Genomic DNA, 16,054 nt, shown 5'->3' with positions numbered 1-16,054 from the left:
ACTAATGAGCGATGCGTACCGTCAAGCTGGAGTCGATATAGATGCGGGAAATGAAGCTGTTGAACGAATGAAAAAACATGTAAAAAAAACCTTCCGTCCGGAGGTATTAACCGGATTAGGTGGGTTTGGGGCACTTTTCAAACCAAATTTAACGGAGATGGAGGAACCCGTTTTTGTGTCGGGTACAGATGGTGTTGGAACCAAATTGAAAATTGCCTTTGCAATGGACAAACACGATACCATTGGAATCGATGCAGTTGCTATGTGTGTTAATGATGTAATTGTCCAAGGGGCAGAGCCGCTTTTTTTTCTAGATTATCTTGCCTGCGGTAAGATTATACCAGAGAAAATTGAAGCCATTGTAAAAGGAATTGCTGATGGCTGTCTACAGGCAGGATGTGCACTAATTGGCGGTGAAACCGCTGAGATGCCTAGTATGTATCAGGATGAAGAATATGATATCGCTGGATTTACAGTAGGCATGGTGGATCAAAAACACCTTATTGATGGAACGAAAGTAAAAGAAGGTCATGTACTGATTGGTCTAGCTTCGAGTGGGGTACATAGCAACGGGTTTTCACTTGTGCGTAAAGTTCTATTGGAGGATACTGGACTTTCATTACGTGAATATGTGGATGAATTGGGTGCTGAACTGGGTGCAGTGTTATTGGAGCCAACAAAAATTTATGTTAAATCAATTCTTTCTGTATTGAAGCAATTTCCTGTCTATGGGTTGGTACATGTGACAGGTGGTGGCTTTTACGATAACATTCCACGTATTCTTCCGAAAGGCTTACAGGCTGAAATTAACGATGAATCATGGAAAAAACATAAGATTTTTTCATTTATCCAACAAGTAGGAAAAATCTCAGATTATGATATGTTTCGTACATTTAATATGGGAATTGGTATGATTATAATTGCTGATTCCGCTAATTCCAGGGCTATTATAGAGCACCTTCAATCGTTAGAGGAAGATTCATACGTGATCGGAACGGTTCAAAAAGGCAACAATGACGTCGTGATCAAGAAGGAGTAAGCATGAAAATTGCCGTTTTTGCTTCTGGAACAGGTAGTAATTTTGCAGCGATTCTGGAATCCATCAAATCAAAACAAATCACAGATGTAGAAATAGTTATACTCGTCAGTGACAATCCTGAAGCCCTTGCAGTACAAAAAGCAAAGGATGTTTCCATCCCGGTGTTTACTTTTAGGGTAAAAGATTTTTCAAACAAACAAGCCTATGAAGAATTGATTCTTGAAAAATTATCACAAAAACAAGTAGATTTTATCGTGTTAGCTGGATATATGAGACTGCTAGGGCAGGTGTTGCTACATGCGTATGATGGAAAAATCATCAATGTACATCCATCTTTGCTGCCAGCTTTTAAAGGAAAAGATGCGATTGGACAAGCGCTCGATTATGGTGTAAAGGTAACCGGTGTTACGGTACATTTTGTGGATGAAGGGATGGATACAGGTCCAATCATTGCCCAGCAGACTGTTGAAATTGTATCAGGTGAGACAAGAGACACATTAATAAAAAAGATCCAAGAGCAGGAACACAGATTATTGCCGGAAGTGATACAAAGTCTTGCGAATAAGGAGGCAGCAAAATGAAGGTTTTAGTCGTAGGGGGAGGCGGCCGCGAGCATGCAATTGTTTGGAAATTAGCTCAAAGTCCGAAAATCAATCATCTATATTGTGCACCTGGCAATCCTGGGATCGCTGAAGTAGCGGAATGCGTATCGATTTCTGTAACAGAAATCGAGAAATTAGCCGATTTTGCCAAAAAAGAGCAAATTGATCTTACTTTTGTGGGGCCAGAAGAGCCTCTCTCGAAGGGCATTGTCAATTATTTTAAACAGCAGGGATTACAGATATTTGGACCTTCAAAGGAAGCGGCCATGATTGAGGGAAGTAAAGCGTTCGCCAAAGAATTAATGATAAAGTATCACATTCCCACAGCGAAATATGCTACGTTTACCAACTTTGAGGAAGCGCTAGCCTATGTTCGTTTGAATGGAGCACCCATTGTTATAAAAGCAGATGGGTTAGCTGCAGGTAAAGGTGTGGTTATCGCAAAAACCGAAACGGAAGCTGAAGAGGCTCTTAAAAATATGCTGATGGAAGTCAAGTTTGGTTCGGCAGGGTCAAGAGTAGTTGTCGAGGAATATTTGGAAGGAGAAGAGATGACTCTGCTCTCTTTTGTGATGGGGTCGACTGTGAAGCCAATGATTCCTGCACAAGACCATAAGCCCGTGTTTAATGGCGACCTAGGGCCAAACACAGGAGGAATGGGAACCTATGCACCTTTGCCGCAAATTAATTCTTCTATGGTCGAAAGGATTATGAAGGAAATAGTCGAACCAACGGCTGAGGCCATGGTAATAGAAGGTTGTCCTTTTGAGGGGATTCTCTATACAGGCTTGATGCTGACGAAGGACGGTCCAAAGGTGATTGAATATAATGCCCGCTTTGGCGATCCGGAAACACAAGTAGTGCTGCCCCTTTTAGAAACGGATTTGCTTGATATATTGATGGCAAGTCTTTCAGGAGAATTAAAAAAACTAGAGGTGAAATGGAAAGATAAGTCTGCAGTTTGCGTGATAATGTCTTCCGCTGGATATCCGGGTCCATACGAAACTGGCAAAGTAATTCAAGGGTTGGACGAAGTCAAATATCCGACTTTTGTATTCCAGGCCGGTACTACGGAAAAGGATGGAAATACCATTACAAATGGCGGCCGTGTTCTAGGAATTACCGCTATCGGTGACAATCTGAAAGAAGCAAGGGATTTAGCTTACCTTGCTGTAGAAAAGATCTCTTTTAATGGTGCTCATTTTCGAACAGATATTGGATCTAAAGCATACCATTGAATCAGGTTGTAATACAATCCTGTCGAGTTTCTTTTGGAATTTTCTCTACCAATAGGTTAATTCGCATTCTATCCGCTTCTTTCATGTAGAATAGAAGAATAATCTTGATTAAAATGAAAGAAATATGAAAGAGGAGAAATCACTAATGATCAAACAAATTATTGTTTATACGACAAACGATTGCATAGAATGCACGTTAGTAAAAAAAGTATTGACTGAAGAGGGGATTCCATTTGAAGTCAGGGATGTTTCGACGAACGAAAATTATCGAAAGGAAGTGGAGAAGTTCGGCTATTTGGGGCTTCCTGTCACCGTTGTAGAAAATCGAGCGGTAAAAGGCTTTACAAATGAATTGAAAGAGCTAATGGAATTGGCCGGCGGTAAAAAGTAGGAACTATTTTACTCCAAAAGAATAATAGCATTTAAATAGATATTTTCCGGTCGCTTGCTTTTCCAAATTTATTCTGTTATATTAAAGGAGAATTATTTTTGTTTGTTCGGTAAGGATGTTAAAAGTGATTCTGCTTTTTGTCTTGAAGATTTGAGCAAGGATAGTAACACAATGTGTGCACAGCACACAACAGGAGGAAACACAAATGGAACAAGGTAAAGTAAAATGGTTTAATGCAGAAAAAGGTTTTGGATTCATCGAACGCGAAGCTGGAGACGACGTATTCGTACATTTCTCAGCTATCCAAAGCGAAGGCTTCAAATCTTTAGACGAAGGTCAAGCAGTTACTTTTGAAGTAGAACAAGGTCAACGCGGACCCCAAGCTACTAACGTTCGTAAAGCTTAATAATAACCTACGTTAATAAAAAAGACTCTTACTCAGAGTCTTTTTTTTATTGAAAAAAGGGTCTTGACTCCCATTAACGCTTTGGGAGTCAGGCCCCTTTTGTTTACGTCAGATAAATTCTCCATTATTATAGAAAAAGGTTAAAATGGTAATAATTTATGGTATACTCCCATTAATTTATCTACAGGAAAACTGAAATCTGCTGAAAAATTCGGAGGATATGATATGGTTGACGTTTTTACGGAAATAAAAATTAAGTGTCCGGTTGACAAGGTTTCTACCTATGCAGCAAACCCTGACAATGCTCCTAAATGGTATGTAAATATTAATTCAGCTGAGTGGAAAACTGATAAACCGTTGACCGTTGGTTTACGAATCGCATTTAAAGCAAAATTTTTGGGAAGAGAACTTGCGTATGTATACAAAATTGTCGAATTTATTCCGGGTCAAAAAATGGTAATGAGAACAGCAGATGGACCGTTTCCAATGGAGACCACCTATACTTGGAAAGCCATTGACGAATATAATACGAGAATGACCTTACGTAATAAGGGTAACCCGACAGGTTTTTCAAAGCTATTTACTCCGTTTATTTCCTCTATGATGAAAAAAGCAAACAATAAAGACCTTAAGAAGATAAAGGACATTTTGGAAAAATAACAGTCCCGTAGAGGATAACACCAATAAAGGGTTGGTCCGAGTCAACATCGGACTAGCCCTCATTTTTTTAAATGACCTTTATGCATTTTTCTTGTTCCAAAAAATAACAATATTTGCGATTTAACCTAAATTAATCCAACAAAAACAATTATCCGACAATTTGTAACGAAACTAGTAATCTCTTGAAATACTCCTGTAATATTTCTGTGGTATTTTAAATATATCGATAGAGGGGAGTTTTGTATTTTGAAGAAATTACTGATAACTTTTGGTACAGCCGCTGCCTTGCTATTTGGTAGTTCCAGTGGAGTGTTTGCAGCATCCAATACATATACGGTTAAAAGTGGTGATACACTGTCACGAATCGCGAAAACATACCATATAACAGTAACTCAATTAAAACAATGGAATAATCTTAAATCTGATAACATTCATCCGAAGCAATCTTTATCTATCTCTAAACCGGCGACTGCAGCAGTTTCTAAAAATTCTAGTGTTGTTAAGGAAATCACGGTAAGTGCCTCTGCTTATACCATGAATTGCACAAGATGTTCCGGTATAACAGCAACCGGTATCAACCTAAAGAAAAATCCAAATCAAAAAGTAATCTCTGTTGATCCTAAAGTGATTCCATTAGGCTCAAAGGTTTATGTAGAAGGCTATGGTTATGCGATTGCGGCTGATACAGGCGGCGCCATGAAGGGGAATAAAATAGATGTATTCGTTCCTACACAAAAGGAAGCGCTTAATTGGGGAAGAAAAACAGTTAAAGTACAAATTCTAAAATAATGAATAAGCCCGTCTCAATAGAGAAGGGCTTTTATTAATTTTACAGATATTTTAAATGCTGATTCCCATGAAAAATTTTCAAAATATAATCAGAATCAGGTACATTAAGTGTTTTGTACCCCAGTAAAAACTCTTTATTATCATATGGTATTTCCAGGAAAGATACATTTATTTCTCCACACTCACCAATGCTCAAAATCGCAAATGGTGCCAGAGGCTTGAGGTTACAGCCTAAAGAGCCCGGATTTAGATAAAGTCGTTCCTTTGTTTTAAAATGATGAATGACATGATGATGACCAAAACAAACAATATCAGCGGTTGATGTTCGGTATAACTCGTCAAGTTTCATCTCTGTTGGTTCTTTATCAACTGAATAAAATTCATTTTGTCCGTTTAAATGATAGTGTGTAAAATGTAATTCTTTTCCGTTGTATTTGGCATTCAATGTTGTTGGAATTTCAGATAGGTAAGAGATAAATTTTGGGTTTAAATGTGATGCGATCCACTCATGATGCGCTTTTTCCTTCCCCTTGCTGTATGGTTGGCGGCCTGCGATAATATCCAGGATTGCTTCATCGTGGTTCCCCAAAACGAAAGAAATATTGTCATGGGAAAACAGCAGCTCAAGTACCTCATTTGTTTCATAGCCAATTCCTACTAAATCACCTAAGCAATAGATGTGTTCTACTTCCTTGGCTTTATCGATTTGCTCCAAAACTGTTTTTAATGCAGAATGATTCCCATGAATATCGGTTAATATTGCTATTTTTTTCTCCATCCAGATACGCTCCATTTTTTATATAGTGTAACTATTTCTATATAAATAAATTCATACCACGGTATATAACTCAAAAGACAAAATCTTTATAGTGGGATTTTCAGAGGGAATATTTGTAATAGTATGATAAAATAGCTTAAAGAAATGTTCATGGAACTACAAAAATAAAAGGTAAATAGGAGAGAAGAAAATGGCGGCATTTATATTGGTGGTATTGGTGTTATTTCTAATCCCGGGACCGGCTGTATTATTAACAATATCTCAAACGGTAAGAGGGGGAAGGAAAGGTGGGATTATTACGGGCGTTGGAATTGCCGTTGGTGACTTAATCCATACTGTGGCAGCTGTCCTTGGACTTTCAGCTATTTTAATGACATCAGCACTCGCTTTTGAAATTGTTAAATATTTAGGAGCTGCCTATTTAATTTTTTTAGGCATTAAATCCCTCCTGGAAAAATCGAAAAAACAAGATAAACCTGTTGAGAGTAATGCAAAACCTGCTGTGTCATTTCGCCAGGCATTATTAATTGAATTGCTTAATCCGAAAACGGCTCTGTTTTTCTTGGCGTTTTTACCGCAATTTGTCCACAACGGCGGGACTCCCGTAGTATTTCAGCTCTTGACCCTTGGCCTCACGTTCGTGTTAATGAGTATTTTATATACAACCTTACTTGCGTTTATAGTAAGCTCAATAGGAAATCGATTCAAACCAAAGACCGGCAAACTCTCCCGTTGGCAAGGAAAGGTAGTAGGATCCATCTATATTGGACTAGGGCTCCAATTGGCTCTTCAAGGTCAAAAATAAAGAACTCTGAATGTAATGCAAGATGAAGCCCGATTAGCTGGTTTTAGAAAGCTGATCGGGCTCTTTTATTTGTCTTTAATTTGGTTGTTTTTTATTTTAAACAATATTTTTTCAATGATATTCAAAAAATATTTATTTATAAACGATAAATGTTGTTATATATTTATTTCATGGAAAATATGCCGATAATCGTGAATGTTGAGAGTGTCCACTTGGAGAGGACAAAGTCCGAAAAATGTCCACGAACGGTGACAGGCACCTAATTTATGGAGGAATTTTTTCGATTCATCACGAATCAAGTAGGTATGGTTTTTGGATTTAATAATGTGAATGTAATGGAAAGGTGATGAATATGGCGGAGTTCCGACCAGATGAATTGAATACGCGATCGAAAGTGTGGCCGAAAAGGAAGTTAAAACGTTCTATAAAGCGATTTTTACTTTTATTTATTTCTGCTGCAATGATCACTTTTATTACGAATATTACCCACCATTTTTTACAGGCTCCTAAAACTGCTAAGATCAACAAAATTGTCCATCGCGTTTTGAAAAAAGATCCGCCACGGGATAAGGCTGTGGTTCCCAAGGTAGTAGATGTGAATAACGACTCAGCAGTTGACGAATATTTAAAGAGTTTAAACTTTAACGGTACCGCGCTGGTTGTAAAGGATAATAAGGTTGTTCTAAATAAGGGATATGGGTTAGCTGACTTTGAAAACAAACTTCCGAATAATTCGGAAACAGTTTTTTATATTGGGTCGATTACAAAAGTGTTTATTTCTACAGCTATCATGCAGCTGCAAGAACAAGGGAAGCTGAATATCAATGATTTTTTATCCGAATATATTCCTGATTTTCCAAATGGGAATCAAATCAAGCTTTATCATTTATTAACGCACACTTCGGGAATACCTGAACATTCGGAAACAGTACAGAAAATTTCCCACGAAGATTTAATAAAGAAGATTGAAAAAGGGAAATTAAAATTTCAACCCGGAACAAACTGGTATTATAGTGATTCTAACTATTCCATCCTTGCTTACATCGTTGAAAAAATAACGAAAGAACCGCTCGAAAGCTATGTAAATGGACATATTTTTACGAAAGCAGGCATGAAACATACAGGGTTTGGAGATTCATATTACGACCAACCGTTTCCCTCAAAAGGATACAAGCAAAAAGAAAATGAAATGATTTCACCCGCACTTCCCGATATGTCCGAGTTATTTGGCTGCGGTGATATCTATACAACTCCATATGATATGTATTTATTCGATAAAGCGTTGTATTCTGGAAAATTATTAACTCAGGAAAGCTTAAAGCAGTTTTTCACGCCATTTAAGCATAATTATGGTCTTGGTTTATATCGGGATCCTGGAAGCTATTCTGATCACGGCGTCCTTCCAGGTTGGAACGCGCTCAATAGCTTCAGCAAAAACGGAAATGAATTCGTCGTGTTGCTTTCCAATGTCCAAAACGGGGTGAAATCACTTGGAGTAGTGAATAATCAGATTTATGGCATGTTAAGAAATAAATTCTAAAAATGTTTTCAGCTAAATGTAATAAAAAATATTTTAAAAATTAAGCAAATTCGAAATACCTATGATATAATAATTACAAAAATAATCTAGGCAGCGAAGCCCATTTCCTTTTGGAAGTGGGCTTTATTTTTTAGGAGGTATTGTACATGGCTGATGAAAAAAAGCGATTTATTCAAGAATTTGTCCCTGGAAAACAAGTTACCCTAAGCCATTTGATTGCCAATCCAGATGAAGAGTTATTTGATAAGTTAGGGATACAAAGGTCGGGGTCTATCGGGATATTAACGTTGACCCCAAGTGAAACCGTCATTATAGCTGGTGATTTAGCAACCAAGGCTGCCAATGTTTCGCTTGGATTCCTTGATCGATTTACTGGAAGCCTAGTTTTAGTAGGCAGCGTATCTGAAGTGGATATGGCAATGCAAAGGATTAATACCTTTTTATCTGAAAATCTTGGCTATACCCCTGCTGCTATTACAAAATCTTAGGAAGGAGTATCTTAATGTTTACCACATCGAATCGGGCGATGCTCATTGGATCAATTGGAGCAGGGAAGTCGACGTTGACAAATGCATTATTAGGGCGCAATGTTGAGGCCGTGAAAACACAATCTCTTCATTATTATGATTGGATTGTCGATACACCAGGTGAATACGTAGAAAATCCCTACTTCTATAAATCAATCATGGCTACAGTATTAGAGGTAACGCATGTCTTGTTTATTCAAGACGCCACAAATCGAAAAATTACGTTTCCTCCCAGCTTTTCTTCGGGAATGCCAAAGTTGACAATTGGAGTGGTCACCAAAGCGGATGCTGACCATGCAGATATTGGACATGCCATCTCTCAATTAAAGAGGGCAATCGTTCAGGGGCCTATCGTTGTCACATCATCTATTAAAAACGATGGTATTGAAGAGTTAAGGGAATTGGTAACCTGTTCGACTTATAACGAGATGAAGGAATTTTTAGAATTGAAAAAAAATTCAAAACTTTTTTATCATGAGAGCCTTTTCAAATAATAGATTTTTTTATATAATTGTTTTAACAAATTAATAGGAATATAGGCAAAGGCGCCTATCCACATAGATGGTCTATGTAGATTGGTGCTTTTTTTATCTAAAGGGGCACCAAAAATGACCGATGTTAAACAACAGATTAACAGACTTTGCAAGCTGCATACTTCATTAACTGTGAAAGATATTGAGATTTTAGTGGAGAAAAGCAAGTCGCTGCAGATGATTGCAGATCTCGCCCAAGGGAATGTTTTTATTGACTGTGTAACAGAAGATCCTCAAACAGCTGTAGTTATAGCGGAGGCAGTACCATCTACGGCTCCGTCGCTATACAGATATCGGGTGGTGGAGAAGAAGATCCTAGCATCCTATGAACCTGCTGTTTTCAAAGCCTATCGAACAGGTAGACCTGTTATGATGAACCGGGCTTTAACGCACGAAGGGTCACATGTTTGTCAGAATGTAACTCCAATTCAAAATCAAGAAGGGCTTACGATTGGACTATTGATTTTGGAAACAGACATTACCCCCCAAGTGGAGCAGGAACAGGAGCTTGCCATCTTGTCTGAAACAACCGCAGAATTTGGGCGAACATGGGATATCGTTCTAAAAGACCAAATGATACCTGATTATCTTGAAGAAGCTTTAATTCTTTTAGGGGAAGACGGTGCAATCCAGTATGCCAATAACTTTGCAATTGGACTAATAAGAGAACACAGCCTGAATCAAACCCAAAATTTAACGAATCGAGACATTCTGCAGGTCCTGCCGTTCGTAGACGAAACAGATTTTTCCCATCGAGGGATCGCTCAACGTGAAGTGAGAAGTATGGATAAGGTTTTTATTCTTAGGTCAATCTGTTTACTCGATAAGAAGGCGGATTCCAAACGTATGCTGCTCTATATCCGTGATATAACAGATTTAAGGGATAAGGAGCGTCAGCTAATGGTAAATCAGGTCGTAATTAAGGAGATTCACCACCGGGTCAAAAACAATCTGCAAACGGTAGCTAGTCTGCTTCGGATGCAGATGAGACGGGGTGTGCCGGAGGAAACGAAACAATTATATCAAGAAAGCCTCAATCGAATAGCGAGTATTGCTGCCGTACATGATGTGCTTTCTAACAGCGGGATCGAAAAGGTAAACATGGTCAATATTATCAAGAAAATTACGACTGGGCAGGTTTTCTTTCCCTACCAACCGGATTGTTCAGTTTCGATTGATATACATACGGAAGAGGATATCGAGTTAAACTCTGCACAAGCAGTGTCATTAGCCTTAATCGTGACAGAATTGATACAAAATTGTATGAAACATGCCTTTATTGGGCGTTCTAAAGGGAATATAACGATTCATTTCAAGCGAAATGGTCAAATGATTGAACTAGGTGTCTTTGATGATGGAAATGGGTTGGATGATTACATCGATACGAATCACTTAGGGATTGAGATTGTAAAAAATCTCACGAGTTATGACCTAAATGGGAAATTTGGATATTTGCCAAAAAACGGGCAAGGGACAATGGCTTGGGTAACGTTCCCGGACAGAGAGGAATGATTGGACATGGGTAAATCCAGAATTATGGTTGTGGAAGATGAATCTATTCTACGCATGGACATCAAAGAAATGTTAAAAGAAGCAGGCTTTGATGTTGTTGCGGAGGCGAATTCAGGCGATACTGCGATAGAGTTAGCCGCTCTACATAAACCTGATTTGATTGTTATGGATGTCAAAATGCCGAAGATGAATGGCATTAAGGCGGGCCGAATCATCTATCAAGCTTACCAAATTCCAGTCCTCCTTTTGACAGCATATAGTGAGCGTGATTTGGTAGAAGAAGCAAAGAATGCTCATATTCTCGGTTATCTGGTAAAACCCATTTCTGAGAGGGATCTAATTCCTGCGGTTGAGATTGCGATGGCACAAGCAAATCGCTTGAAAGCTTTGACAAATGATATAAAGAAAATGGAAGAAAAAATAGAAGACCAGAAAACGATCCAGCGGGCAAAAGGAATCCTAATGGAAGTATATCAGGTTAGTGAAGAGCAAGCATTTAAAATGTTGAGATCCTATAGTATGAACCATGGAAAGACCCTGAAGTCAGTGGCTGATTACATTATTCTCCACAGAGAATTAGACTCTAATGCTTCAGTCGGCTAACTAATAAAAGAATAAAATAGGGCAACGGCGCCTAAATAACGATTATATCAATCGTTGTTTAAGCGCCGTTTTGTTTTTATAGGGGGTGAAACTGTTGCAAAGGAAGGAACACATTCTAAGTGCTGGAATCGATATAGGCACAAGTACCACCAAGTTGATTTTGAGCCGATTTACGCTGGTGAATACAGCTGGTTCAACCCATGTGCCGCGAATTGAGATTACCGAAAAAGAAATTCTCTATAAAAGTTCGATTTATCGGACTCCACTTCGAGGTGAGACGTTGATTGATATGGAATCCGTTCTCGCGTTGGTGGAGCAAGAGTACAAAAAAGCAGGTGTTCGTCCGCAGGATATTCAAACGGGTGCAATCATTATAACAGGTGAAACAGCAACAAAGGAAAATGCTGAAGAAATGCTTCATCATTTGTCCGACCAAGCGGGTGAATTTTTAGTCGCAACTGCTGGTCCTGATTTAGAAGGGATTATTGCAGCAAAAGGCTCTGGTGCGTACCAGCGTTCCAAGGATACAGGGAAAACAATCGCCAATATCGATATTGGCGGTGGAACAGCGAATATCGCAGTTTTCCAAAGGGGGCAATTGCAGGGAACCTGCACCCTTCATATCGGTGGACGACTAATCGAATTTAATAAAGATAAGGTGAAGAATATTTCGCCTCCAGTCCGTGAATTATTGAAGCAATTAGGAGTTGCTTTATCGGTTGGCGATCCGCGAGATTCGGACTGCATACGACTTGTTACACAGGCCATGTCGAGGATATTAGTTCATGTTTTGCAGCGGAATGTCACTGCTGAAGACGAGGTATTGCTACTTGGACATCTGCCGGATTGGGATGTTCCAATTGATCAAATCATGTTTTCAGGCGGGGTGAGCGAATGCATATATGCTCAGGAATTCTCCTCTATTAATTATCCTGATATTGGCGTCTATCTGGCAAAAGCGCTCCAGGATAATCCTGAACTGAAAAGCTGGGAATGGATTCCACCAGCTGAAACAGTCCGGGCAACGGTGCTAGGTGCGGGAACACAAACCACACATATCAGTGGTGCTACTATCCAGGTAGATCCTGCTCGTCTGCCGTTGAAAAATTTGCCGGTTTATCAACTTCGATTGAATGGAACACTCAACGACGGAGCCCAAAAAGTGAGGGACGCTGTCCAGCAAGCGATTCAAGTATATGACCCAGGGCTTGAAGGAAGAAACTTCGCCCTTTACATAACTGAGATCCCATCCCTTCGCTTTAAGGATGTCCATCATTTGGGGAAATGGTTGCTTGATGCTTACAGACTACAACCAAACTCAGATGATCCAATTGTGATCGTCCTGGCTGATGACGTGGCGAAGGTACTCGGGCAAACTCTTCAGACATTACAGCCTGAGCGGGATGTTATCTGTATCGATCAGATTCTTGTTGAACAAGGTGATTACTTGGATATCGGCAATAAGCTGAAATCGGAGGTAGTACCAGTAGTAATCAAAACACTTGCATTTCATTCGTAGGAAAGGGGGAAAGGCATTGTGATAATGAAGACTCGTTTGTTAGGTCAGGTATACCAATTTAAACATCTGAAAGATCTATTTGCTAAAGCCAATGAAGAAAAGTCTGGAGACCGGCTGGCAGGAATCTCAGCAGAATCAGTACAAGAAAGAATTGCTGCAAAACAAGTATTAGCTTCCCTCAAAGTCAGTGATATTCGCAATCATCCATTGATACCAGCAGAGGAAGATGAAGTCTCGCGGATCATTGAAGAACAAATAAATGAACCAACGTATCGTAAGATCCAAAACTGGACGATTGCAGAATTAAGGGAATACATCCTCGATGACACTACGACTGGAGAAGACCTTTTACGGTTATGCCGGGGGCTTACAAGTGAAATGATTGCGGCAGTTACAAAGCTCATGTCTAATTTGGATTTGATTCACGCTGCTAACAAATTGGAGATTGTGACGAAATGCAATATTGCCATCGGTCACAAGGGTACGCTTGCATCCCGTCTACAGCCCAATCACCCTACAGACAGTGTAAATGGAATGCTAGCCTCTTTAAAAGAGGGACTCTCATACGGAATTGGCGATGCGGTGATTGGAATTAATCCGGTTGATGACTCTGTGGAAAGTGTGAAACGCCTGCTCCATGCAACACATGATTTCATCCAGGAATGGAAAATCCCAACACAAAATTGTGTGCTCGCACATGTCACGACGCAAATGAAGGCGATTGAGCAAGGAGCACCAGCGGATATGATTTTTCAAAGTATTGCTGGAACCGAGGCTGCCAATAAATCATTCGGCATCAATGCTTCATTATTAGATGAGGCGAACGTGATGATTCGTGAGCTGGGAACATCTGCGGGTCCGCAGCGTTTGTATTTTGAAACAGGCCAGGGCTCAGAACTATCTGCTGAAGCGCATTTCGGAATCGATCAATTAACGATGGAATCCAGAAATTACGGTTTTGCCAGGCGGTATGATCCATATATCTTGAATACGGTCGTCGGGTTTATCGGACCGGAGTATTTATATGACTGCAAGCAGGTGGTTCGCGCCGGGCTGGAAGACCACTTTATGGGCAAAATGCATGGTATCCCAATGGGGGTCGATATCTGTTATACCAATCATATTAAGGCAGATCAGAATGATATTGAAGATTTGGGAGTGCTTTTGACCGCCGCTGGAGTTAACTTTATCATTGCTGCTCCGATGGGGGATGACTGTATGTTAAATTATCAATCATTGAGTTACCACGATGTTGCAACATTACGGCAAACGCTGAACCGCAGGCCGGCTCCTCTGTTTGAAGAATGGCTTGAAGATGTCGGGATAATGCAAAACGGTAAACTTACTGCCCTTGCCGGCGACTTAACCGTGTTCCATAAGTAAGGAGGTGAGAGGATGAACAAAGAACTCATTGAGACAATTACCAACCTGATTTTAGAACAGATTCGGGAGCCTTCGGTCGAAAAAGCAACAATAACTAAACCAACAGCATCAAGCAGCGGAATGGTCAAGCTATGGGACCATTTATCAACCACCCCGCAGTTTATGGTAGCAGGTTCGGAACAGCAGGCAGATTCGGTTCCTGCACTGGATGATGAAAAGCCGGTGAAATTATGGGACCATGTAGGGAATTCAAAGGAATCCATTCCATGCAGCCCTTTGAATTACGAGGATTCAATTCTTCCAGAACTACAAACTCGGATTGGTGTCACCTCCCCGAATCATCCAGATGCATTACAGGAGTGGGCAAACAAAACACCAGCAAGAGTTGGAGTAGGAAGAGCTGGTCTTCGTCCTAAAACTGAAACATGGCTAAGATTTCGGCTGGATCACGGAGCAGCTGTAGATGCCGTATATGGAACGGTTCCTGAAAAGCTGCTTGACGCTCTTAAACTTTTTTCCGTTAGTACAATGGTTGAACATAAAGAGGAATATATCCGCCGGCCTGACCTAGGAAGAAAGTTAAGTGAGGAAGCGAAAATCAAGATCCGTGAAAAATGTCAGCTTAAACCAAGGGTGCAAATAATTGCTTCAGACGGTCTCAGCTCGCAAGCTATTGAAAAAAATTTGGAAGATGCTTATCTATCATTCTTACAATCTCTTGACCATTTAGGGATTGAGTATGGGAATCCTTTTTACATAGAGAAGGGACGGGTCGCATCAATGGATGAAGTCGGAGAGATTTTACAGCCTGAAGTGGTGGTTTTGTTTATCGGCGAACGTCCCGGACTCGTCAGCTCCGAATCTCTTAGCGCCTATCTATGCTATAAACCGAGAAAAGGGACAATTGAAGCGGATCGCATGGTTATTTCCAACATTCATACTGGCGGGATACCACCAGTGGAAGCAGGAGCTTACCTTGGCAGTGTTGTCCAAAAGATTCTAAAGTACCAAGCGAGCGGTGTCTCGCTGGTCAGCAAAGAAAGTTAGGAGGATGGAACCTATGGAGTTTCGGCCCGTTAAGGCGGAGATACTAGCCGTTCGAATCATCCCGAATGCAGACCAGGCACTCGCAGATCAGTTTCAACTAAAGTTTCATCAGCGCAGCCTGGCAATCATCACCTGCACCATTGATGACGTAGGCTATACAGCAATAGATGAAGCGACCAAAAGAGCTGATGTAGAGGTTGTATATGCAAGGTCATTTTATGCAGGAGCAAGTCATGCCTCGGGTCCATTGTCAGGAGAGTTTATCGGTATTATTGCCGGACCTTCTCCAGATGAGGTGATCAGCGGTGTTGATGCTATAAGAAATGTCATCGAAAATGAAGCCTATTTTGAAGCGATTAATCCAGAGGAGACGCATACTATGTACGCCCATGTCGTAGCAAGAACAGGAAGTTATTTATCAAAACTTGCAAACATCGACGAAGGTGCCCCTCTAGCTTACTTAATTGCACCTCCATTAGAAGCGATGTATGGCCTAGATGCAGCGTTAAAAGCAGCAGATGTTCAATTAGCTGCTTTTTACGGTCCGCCATCTGAAACTAACTTTGGTGGCGGACTAGTAACAGGAACCCAGTCCGCCTGTCGTTCGGCAGCTGATGCTTTTCGAAAAAGCATTCTCGATATCGCCAGGAATCCTATCGCATATTAACTCAGAAAGGAGCGA

Annotated in this window: 18 protein-coding genes; 17 read left to right on the top strand and 1 reads right to left on the bottom strand. The window is 40.2% G+C overall.

What is annotated here, in order from left to right; all coding sequences use genetic code 11:
• Window positions 1-4 precede the first annotated feature (4 nt).
• The 7 genes from purM to J2S10_RS13280 all read left to right on the top strand — a co-directional run bounded on the left by purM (window position 5) and on the right by J2S10_RS13280 (window position 5,125).
• Entirely contained in the window at window positions 5-1,039 is a 1,035-nt protein-coding gene (purM, locus tag J2S10_RS13310; protein ID WP_307408483.1) for a phosphoribosylformylglycinamidine cyclo-ligase, read from the top strand.
• Window positions 1,040-1,041: 2 nt separating this feature from the next.
• A complete protein-coding gene (gene purN, locus J2S10_RS13305) occupies window positions 1,042-1,620 on the top strand; it encodes a phosphoribosylglycinamide formyltransferase (RefSeq protein WP_307408481.1) in 579 nt (192 codons plus the stop codon).
• Complete coding sequence (gene purD / locus J2S10_RS13300) at window positions 1,617-2,879, top strand: phosphoribosylamine--glycine ligase (protein WP_307408478.1); 1,263 nt, start codon at window positions 1,617-1,619, stop codon at window positions 2,877-2,879. Before purN ends, purD begins: the two co-directional genes overlap by 4 nt.
• A 145-nt stretch (window positions 2,880-3,024) precedes the next feature.
• Window positions 3,025-3,270: a glutaredoxin family protein gene (locus J2S10_RS13295; RefSeq protein WP_307408476.1), complete on the top strand. Its 246-nt coding sequence runs from the start codon at window positions 3,025-3,027 to the stop codon at window positions 3,268-3,270.
• A 205-nt stretch (window positions 3,271-3,475) separates the two neighbouring features.
• The gene (locus J2S10_RS13290; RefSeq protein ID WP_007083691.1) at window positions 3,476-3,676 is read left to right on the top strand and encodes a cold-shock protein; all 201 of its coding nucleotides are present in this window, start codon (window positions 3,476-3,478) and stop codon (window positions 3,674-3,676) included.
• A 225-nt stretch (window positions 3,677-3,901) separates the two neighbouring features.
• Entirely contained in the window at window positions 3,902-4,336 is a 435-nt protein-coding gene (locus tag J2S10_RS13285) for an SRPBCC family protein (protein ID WP_307408463.1), read from the top strand.
• A gap of 246 nt (window positions 4,337-4,582) precedes the next feature.
• Window positions 4,583-5,125: a 3D domain-containing protein gene (locus J2S10_RS13280; protein WP_307408461.1), complete on the top strand. Its 543-nt coding sequence runs from the start codon at window positions 4,583-4,585 to the stop codon at window positions 5,123-5,125.
• Between the two features lie 40 nt (window positions 5,126-5,165).
• On the opposite strand, the gene J2S10_RS13275 is transcribed toward J2S10_RS13280, so the two are convergent.
• Window positions 5,166-5,903, bottom strand: a complete 738-nt coding sequence (locus J2S10_RS13275; protein WP_307408459.1) for a metallophosphoesterase family protein — start codon at window positions 5,901-5,903, stop codon at window positions 5,166-5,168.
• Window positions 5,904-6,093: 190 nt separating this feature from the next.
• Here J2S10_RS13275 and J2S10_RS13270 point away from each other — a divergent pair, with 190 nt between their 5' ends.
• From J2S10_RS13270 to eutL, 10 genes are all read left to right on the top strand, one after another.
• Complete coding sequence (locus J2S10_RS13270; protein WP_307408457.1) at window positions 6,094-6,708, top strand: LysE family translocator; 615 nt, start codon at window positions 6,094-6,096, stop codon at window positions 6,706-6,708.
• 352 nt (window positions 6,709-7,060) lie between these two features.
• Complete coding sequence (locus tag J2S10_RS13265; RefSeq protein ID WP_307408454.1) at window positions 7,061-8,248, top strand: serine hydrolase domain-containing protein; 1,188 nt, start codon at window positions 7,061-7,063, stop codon at window positions 8,246-8,248.
• 146 nt (window positions 8,249-8,394) lie between these two features.
• On the top strand, window positions 8,395-8,736 hold the full coding sequence (locus J2S10_RS13260) for a BMC domain-containing protein (protein WP_307408452.1): 342 nt from the start codon (window positions 8,395-8,397) through the stop codon (window positions 8,734-8,736).
• A 14-nt stretch (window positions 8,737-8,750) separates the two neighbouring features.
• Complete coding sequence (locus J2S10_RS13255; RefSeq protein WP_307408450.1) at window positions 8,751-9,269, top strand: EutP/PduV family microcompartment system protein; 519 nt, start codon at window positions 8,751-8,753, stop codon at window positions 9,267-9,269.
• A 114-nt stretch (window positions 9,270-9,383) separates the two neighbouring features.
• The gene (locus J2S10_RS13250) at window positions 9,384-10,820 is read left to right on the top strand and encodes a sensor histidine kinase (protein WP_307408448.1); all 1,437 of its coding nucleotides are present in this window, start codon (window positions 9,384-9,386) and stop codon (window positions 10,818-10,820) included.
• 6 nt (window positions 10,821-10,826) lie between these two features.
• On the top strand, window positions 10,827-11,423 hold the full coding sequence (locus J2S10_RS13245; RefSeq protein WP_307408446.1) for an ANTAR domain-containing response regulator: 597 nt from the start codon (window positions 10,827-10,829) through the stop codon (window positions 11,421-11,423).
• 85 nt (window positions 11,424-11,508) lie between these two features.
• Complete coding sequence (locus J2S10_RS13240) at window positions 11,509-12,942, top strand: ethanolamine ammonia-lyase reactivating factor EutA (protein ID WP_370876202.1); 1,434 nt, start codon at window positions 11,509-11,511, stop codon at window positions 12,940-12,942.
• Window positions 12,943-12,966: 24 nt separating this feature from the next.
• Window positions 12,967-14,325: an ethanolamine ammonia-lyase subunit EutB gene (locus J2S10_RS13235; protein ID WP_307409244.1), complete on the top strand. Its 1,359-nt coding sequence runs from the start codon at window positions 12,967-12,969 to the stop codon at window positions 14,323-14,325.
• 12 nt (window positions 14,326-14,337) lie between these two features.
• On the top strand, window positions 14,338-15,372 hold the full coding sequence (gene eutC, locus J2S10_RS13230; protein ID WP_307408444.1) for an ethanolamine ammonia-lyase subunit EutC: 1,035 nt from the start codon (window positions 14,338-14,340) through the stop codon (window positions 15,370-15,372).
• A 13-nt stretch (window positions 15,373-15,385) separates the two neighbouring features.
• Complete coding sequence (gene eutL, locus J2S10_RS13225; protein ID WP_307408442.1) at window positions 15,386-16,039, top strand: ethanolamine utilization microcompartment protein EutL; 654 nt, start codon at window positions 15,386-15,388, stop codon at window positions 16,037-16,039.
• Window positions 16,040-16,054 lie beyond the last annotated feature (15 nt).

Source organism: Neobacillus ginsengisoli, assembly GCF_030813055.1.
This window is presented reverse-complemented; position numbering and strand designations above follow the sequence as displayed.

Coding starts and splice junctions, on each gene's coding strand:
- purD (WP_307408478.1), top strand. CDS start 1,617: ATGAAGGTTTTAGTCGTAGGGGGAGGCGGCCGCGAGCATGCAATTGTT.
- J2S10_RS13255 (WP_307408450.1), top strand. CDS start 8,751: ATGTTTACCACATCGAATCGGGCGATGCTCATTGGATCAATTGGAGCA.
- J2S10_RS13295 (WP_307408476.1), top strand. CDS start 3,025: ATGATCAAACAAATTATTGTTTATACGACAAACGATTGCATAGAATGC.
- J2S10_RS13235 (WP_307409244.1), top strand. CDS start 12,967: ATGAAGACTCGTTTGTTAGGTCAGGTATACCAATTTAAACATCTGAAA.
- J2S10_RS13265 (WP_307408454.1), top strand. CDS start 7,061: ATGGCGGAGTTCCGACCAGATGAATTGAATACGCGATCGAAAGTGTGG.
- J2S10_RS13285 (WP_307408463.1), top strand. CDS start 3,902: ATGGTTGACGTTTTTACGGAAATAAAAATTAAGTGTCCGGTTGACAAG.
- purN (WP_307408481.1), top strand. CDS start 1,042: ATGAAAATTGCCGTTTTTGCTTCTGGAACAGGTAGTAATTTTGCAGCG.
- J2S10_RS13260 (WP_307408452.1), top strand. CDS start 8,395: ATGGCTGATGAAAAAAAGCGATTTATTCAAGAATTTGTCCCTGGAAAA.
- J2S10_RS13245 (WP_307408446.1), top strand. CDS start 10,827: ATGGGTAAATCCAGAATTATGGTTGTGGAAGATGAATCTATTCTACGC.
- J2S10_RS13250 (WP_307408448.1), top strand. CDS start 9,384: ATGACCGATGTTAAACAACAGATTAACAGACTTTGCAAGCTGCATACT.
- eutL (WP_307408442.1), top strand. CDS start 15,386: ATGGAGTTTCGGCCCGTTAAGGCGGAGATACTAGCCGTTCGAATCATC.
- purM (WP_307408483.1), top strand. CDS start 5: ATGAGCGATGCGTACCGTCAAGCTGGAGTCGATATAGATGCGGGAAAT.
- eutC (WP_307408444.1), top strand. CDS start 14,338: ATGAACAAAGAACTCATTGAGACAATTACCAACCTGATTTTAGAACAG.
- J2S10_RS13275 (WP_307408459.1), bottom strand. CDS start 5,903: ATGGAGAAAAAAATAGCAATATTAACCGATATTCATGGGAATCATTCT.
- J2S10_RS13290 (WP_007083691.1), top strand. CDS start 3,476: ATGGAACAAGGTAAAGTAAAATGGTTTAATGCAGAAAAAGGTTTTGGA.
- J2S10_RS13270 (WP_307408457.1), top strand. CDS start 6,094: ATGGCGGCATTTATATTGGTGGTATTGGTGTTATTTCTAATCCCGGGA.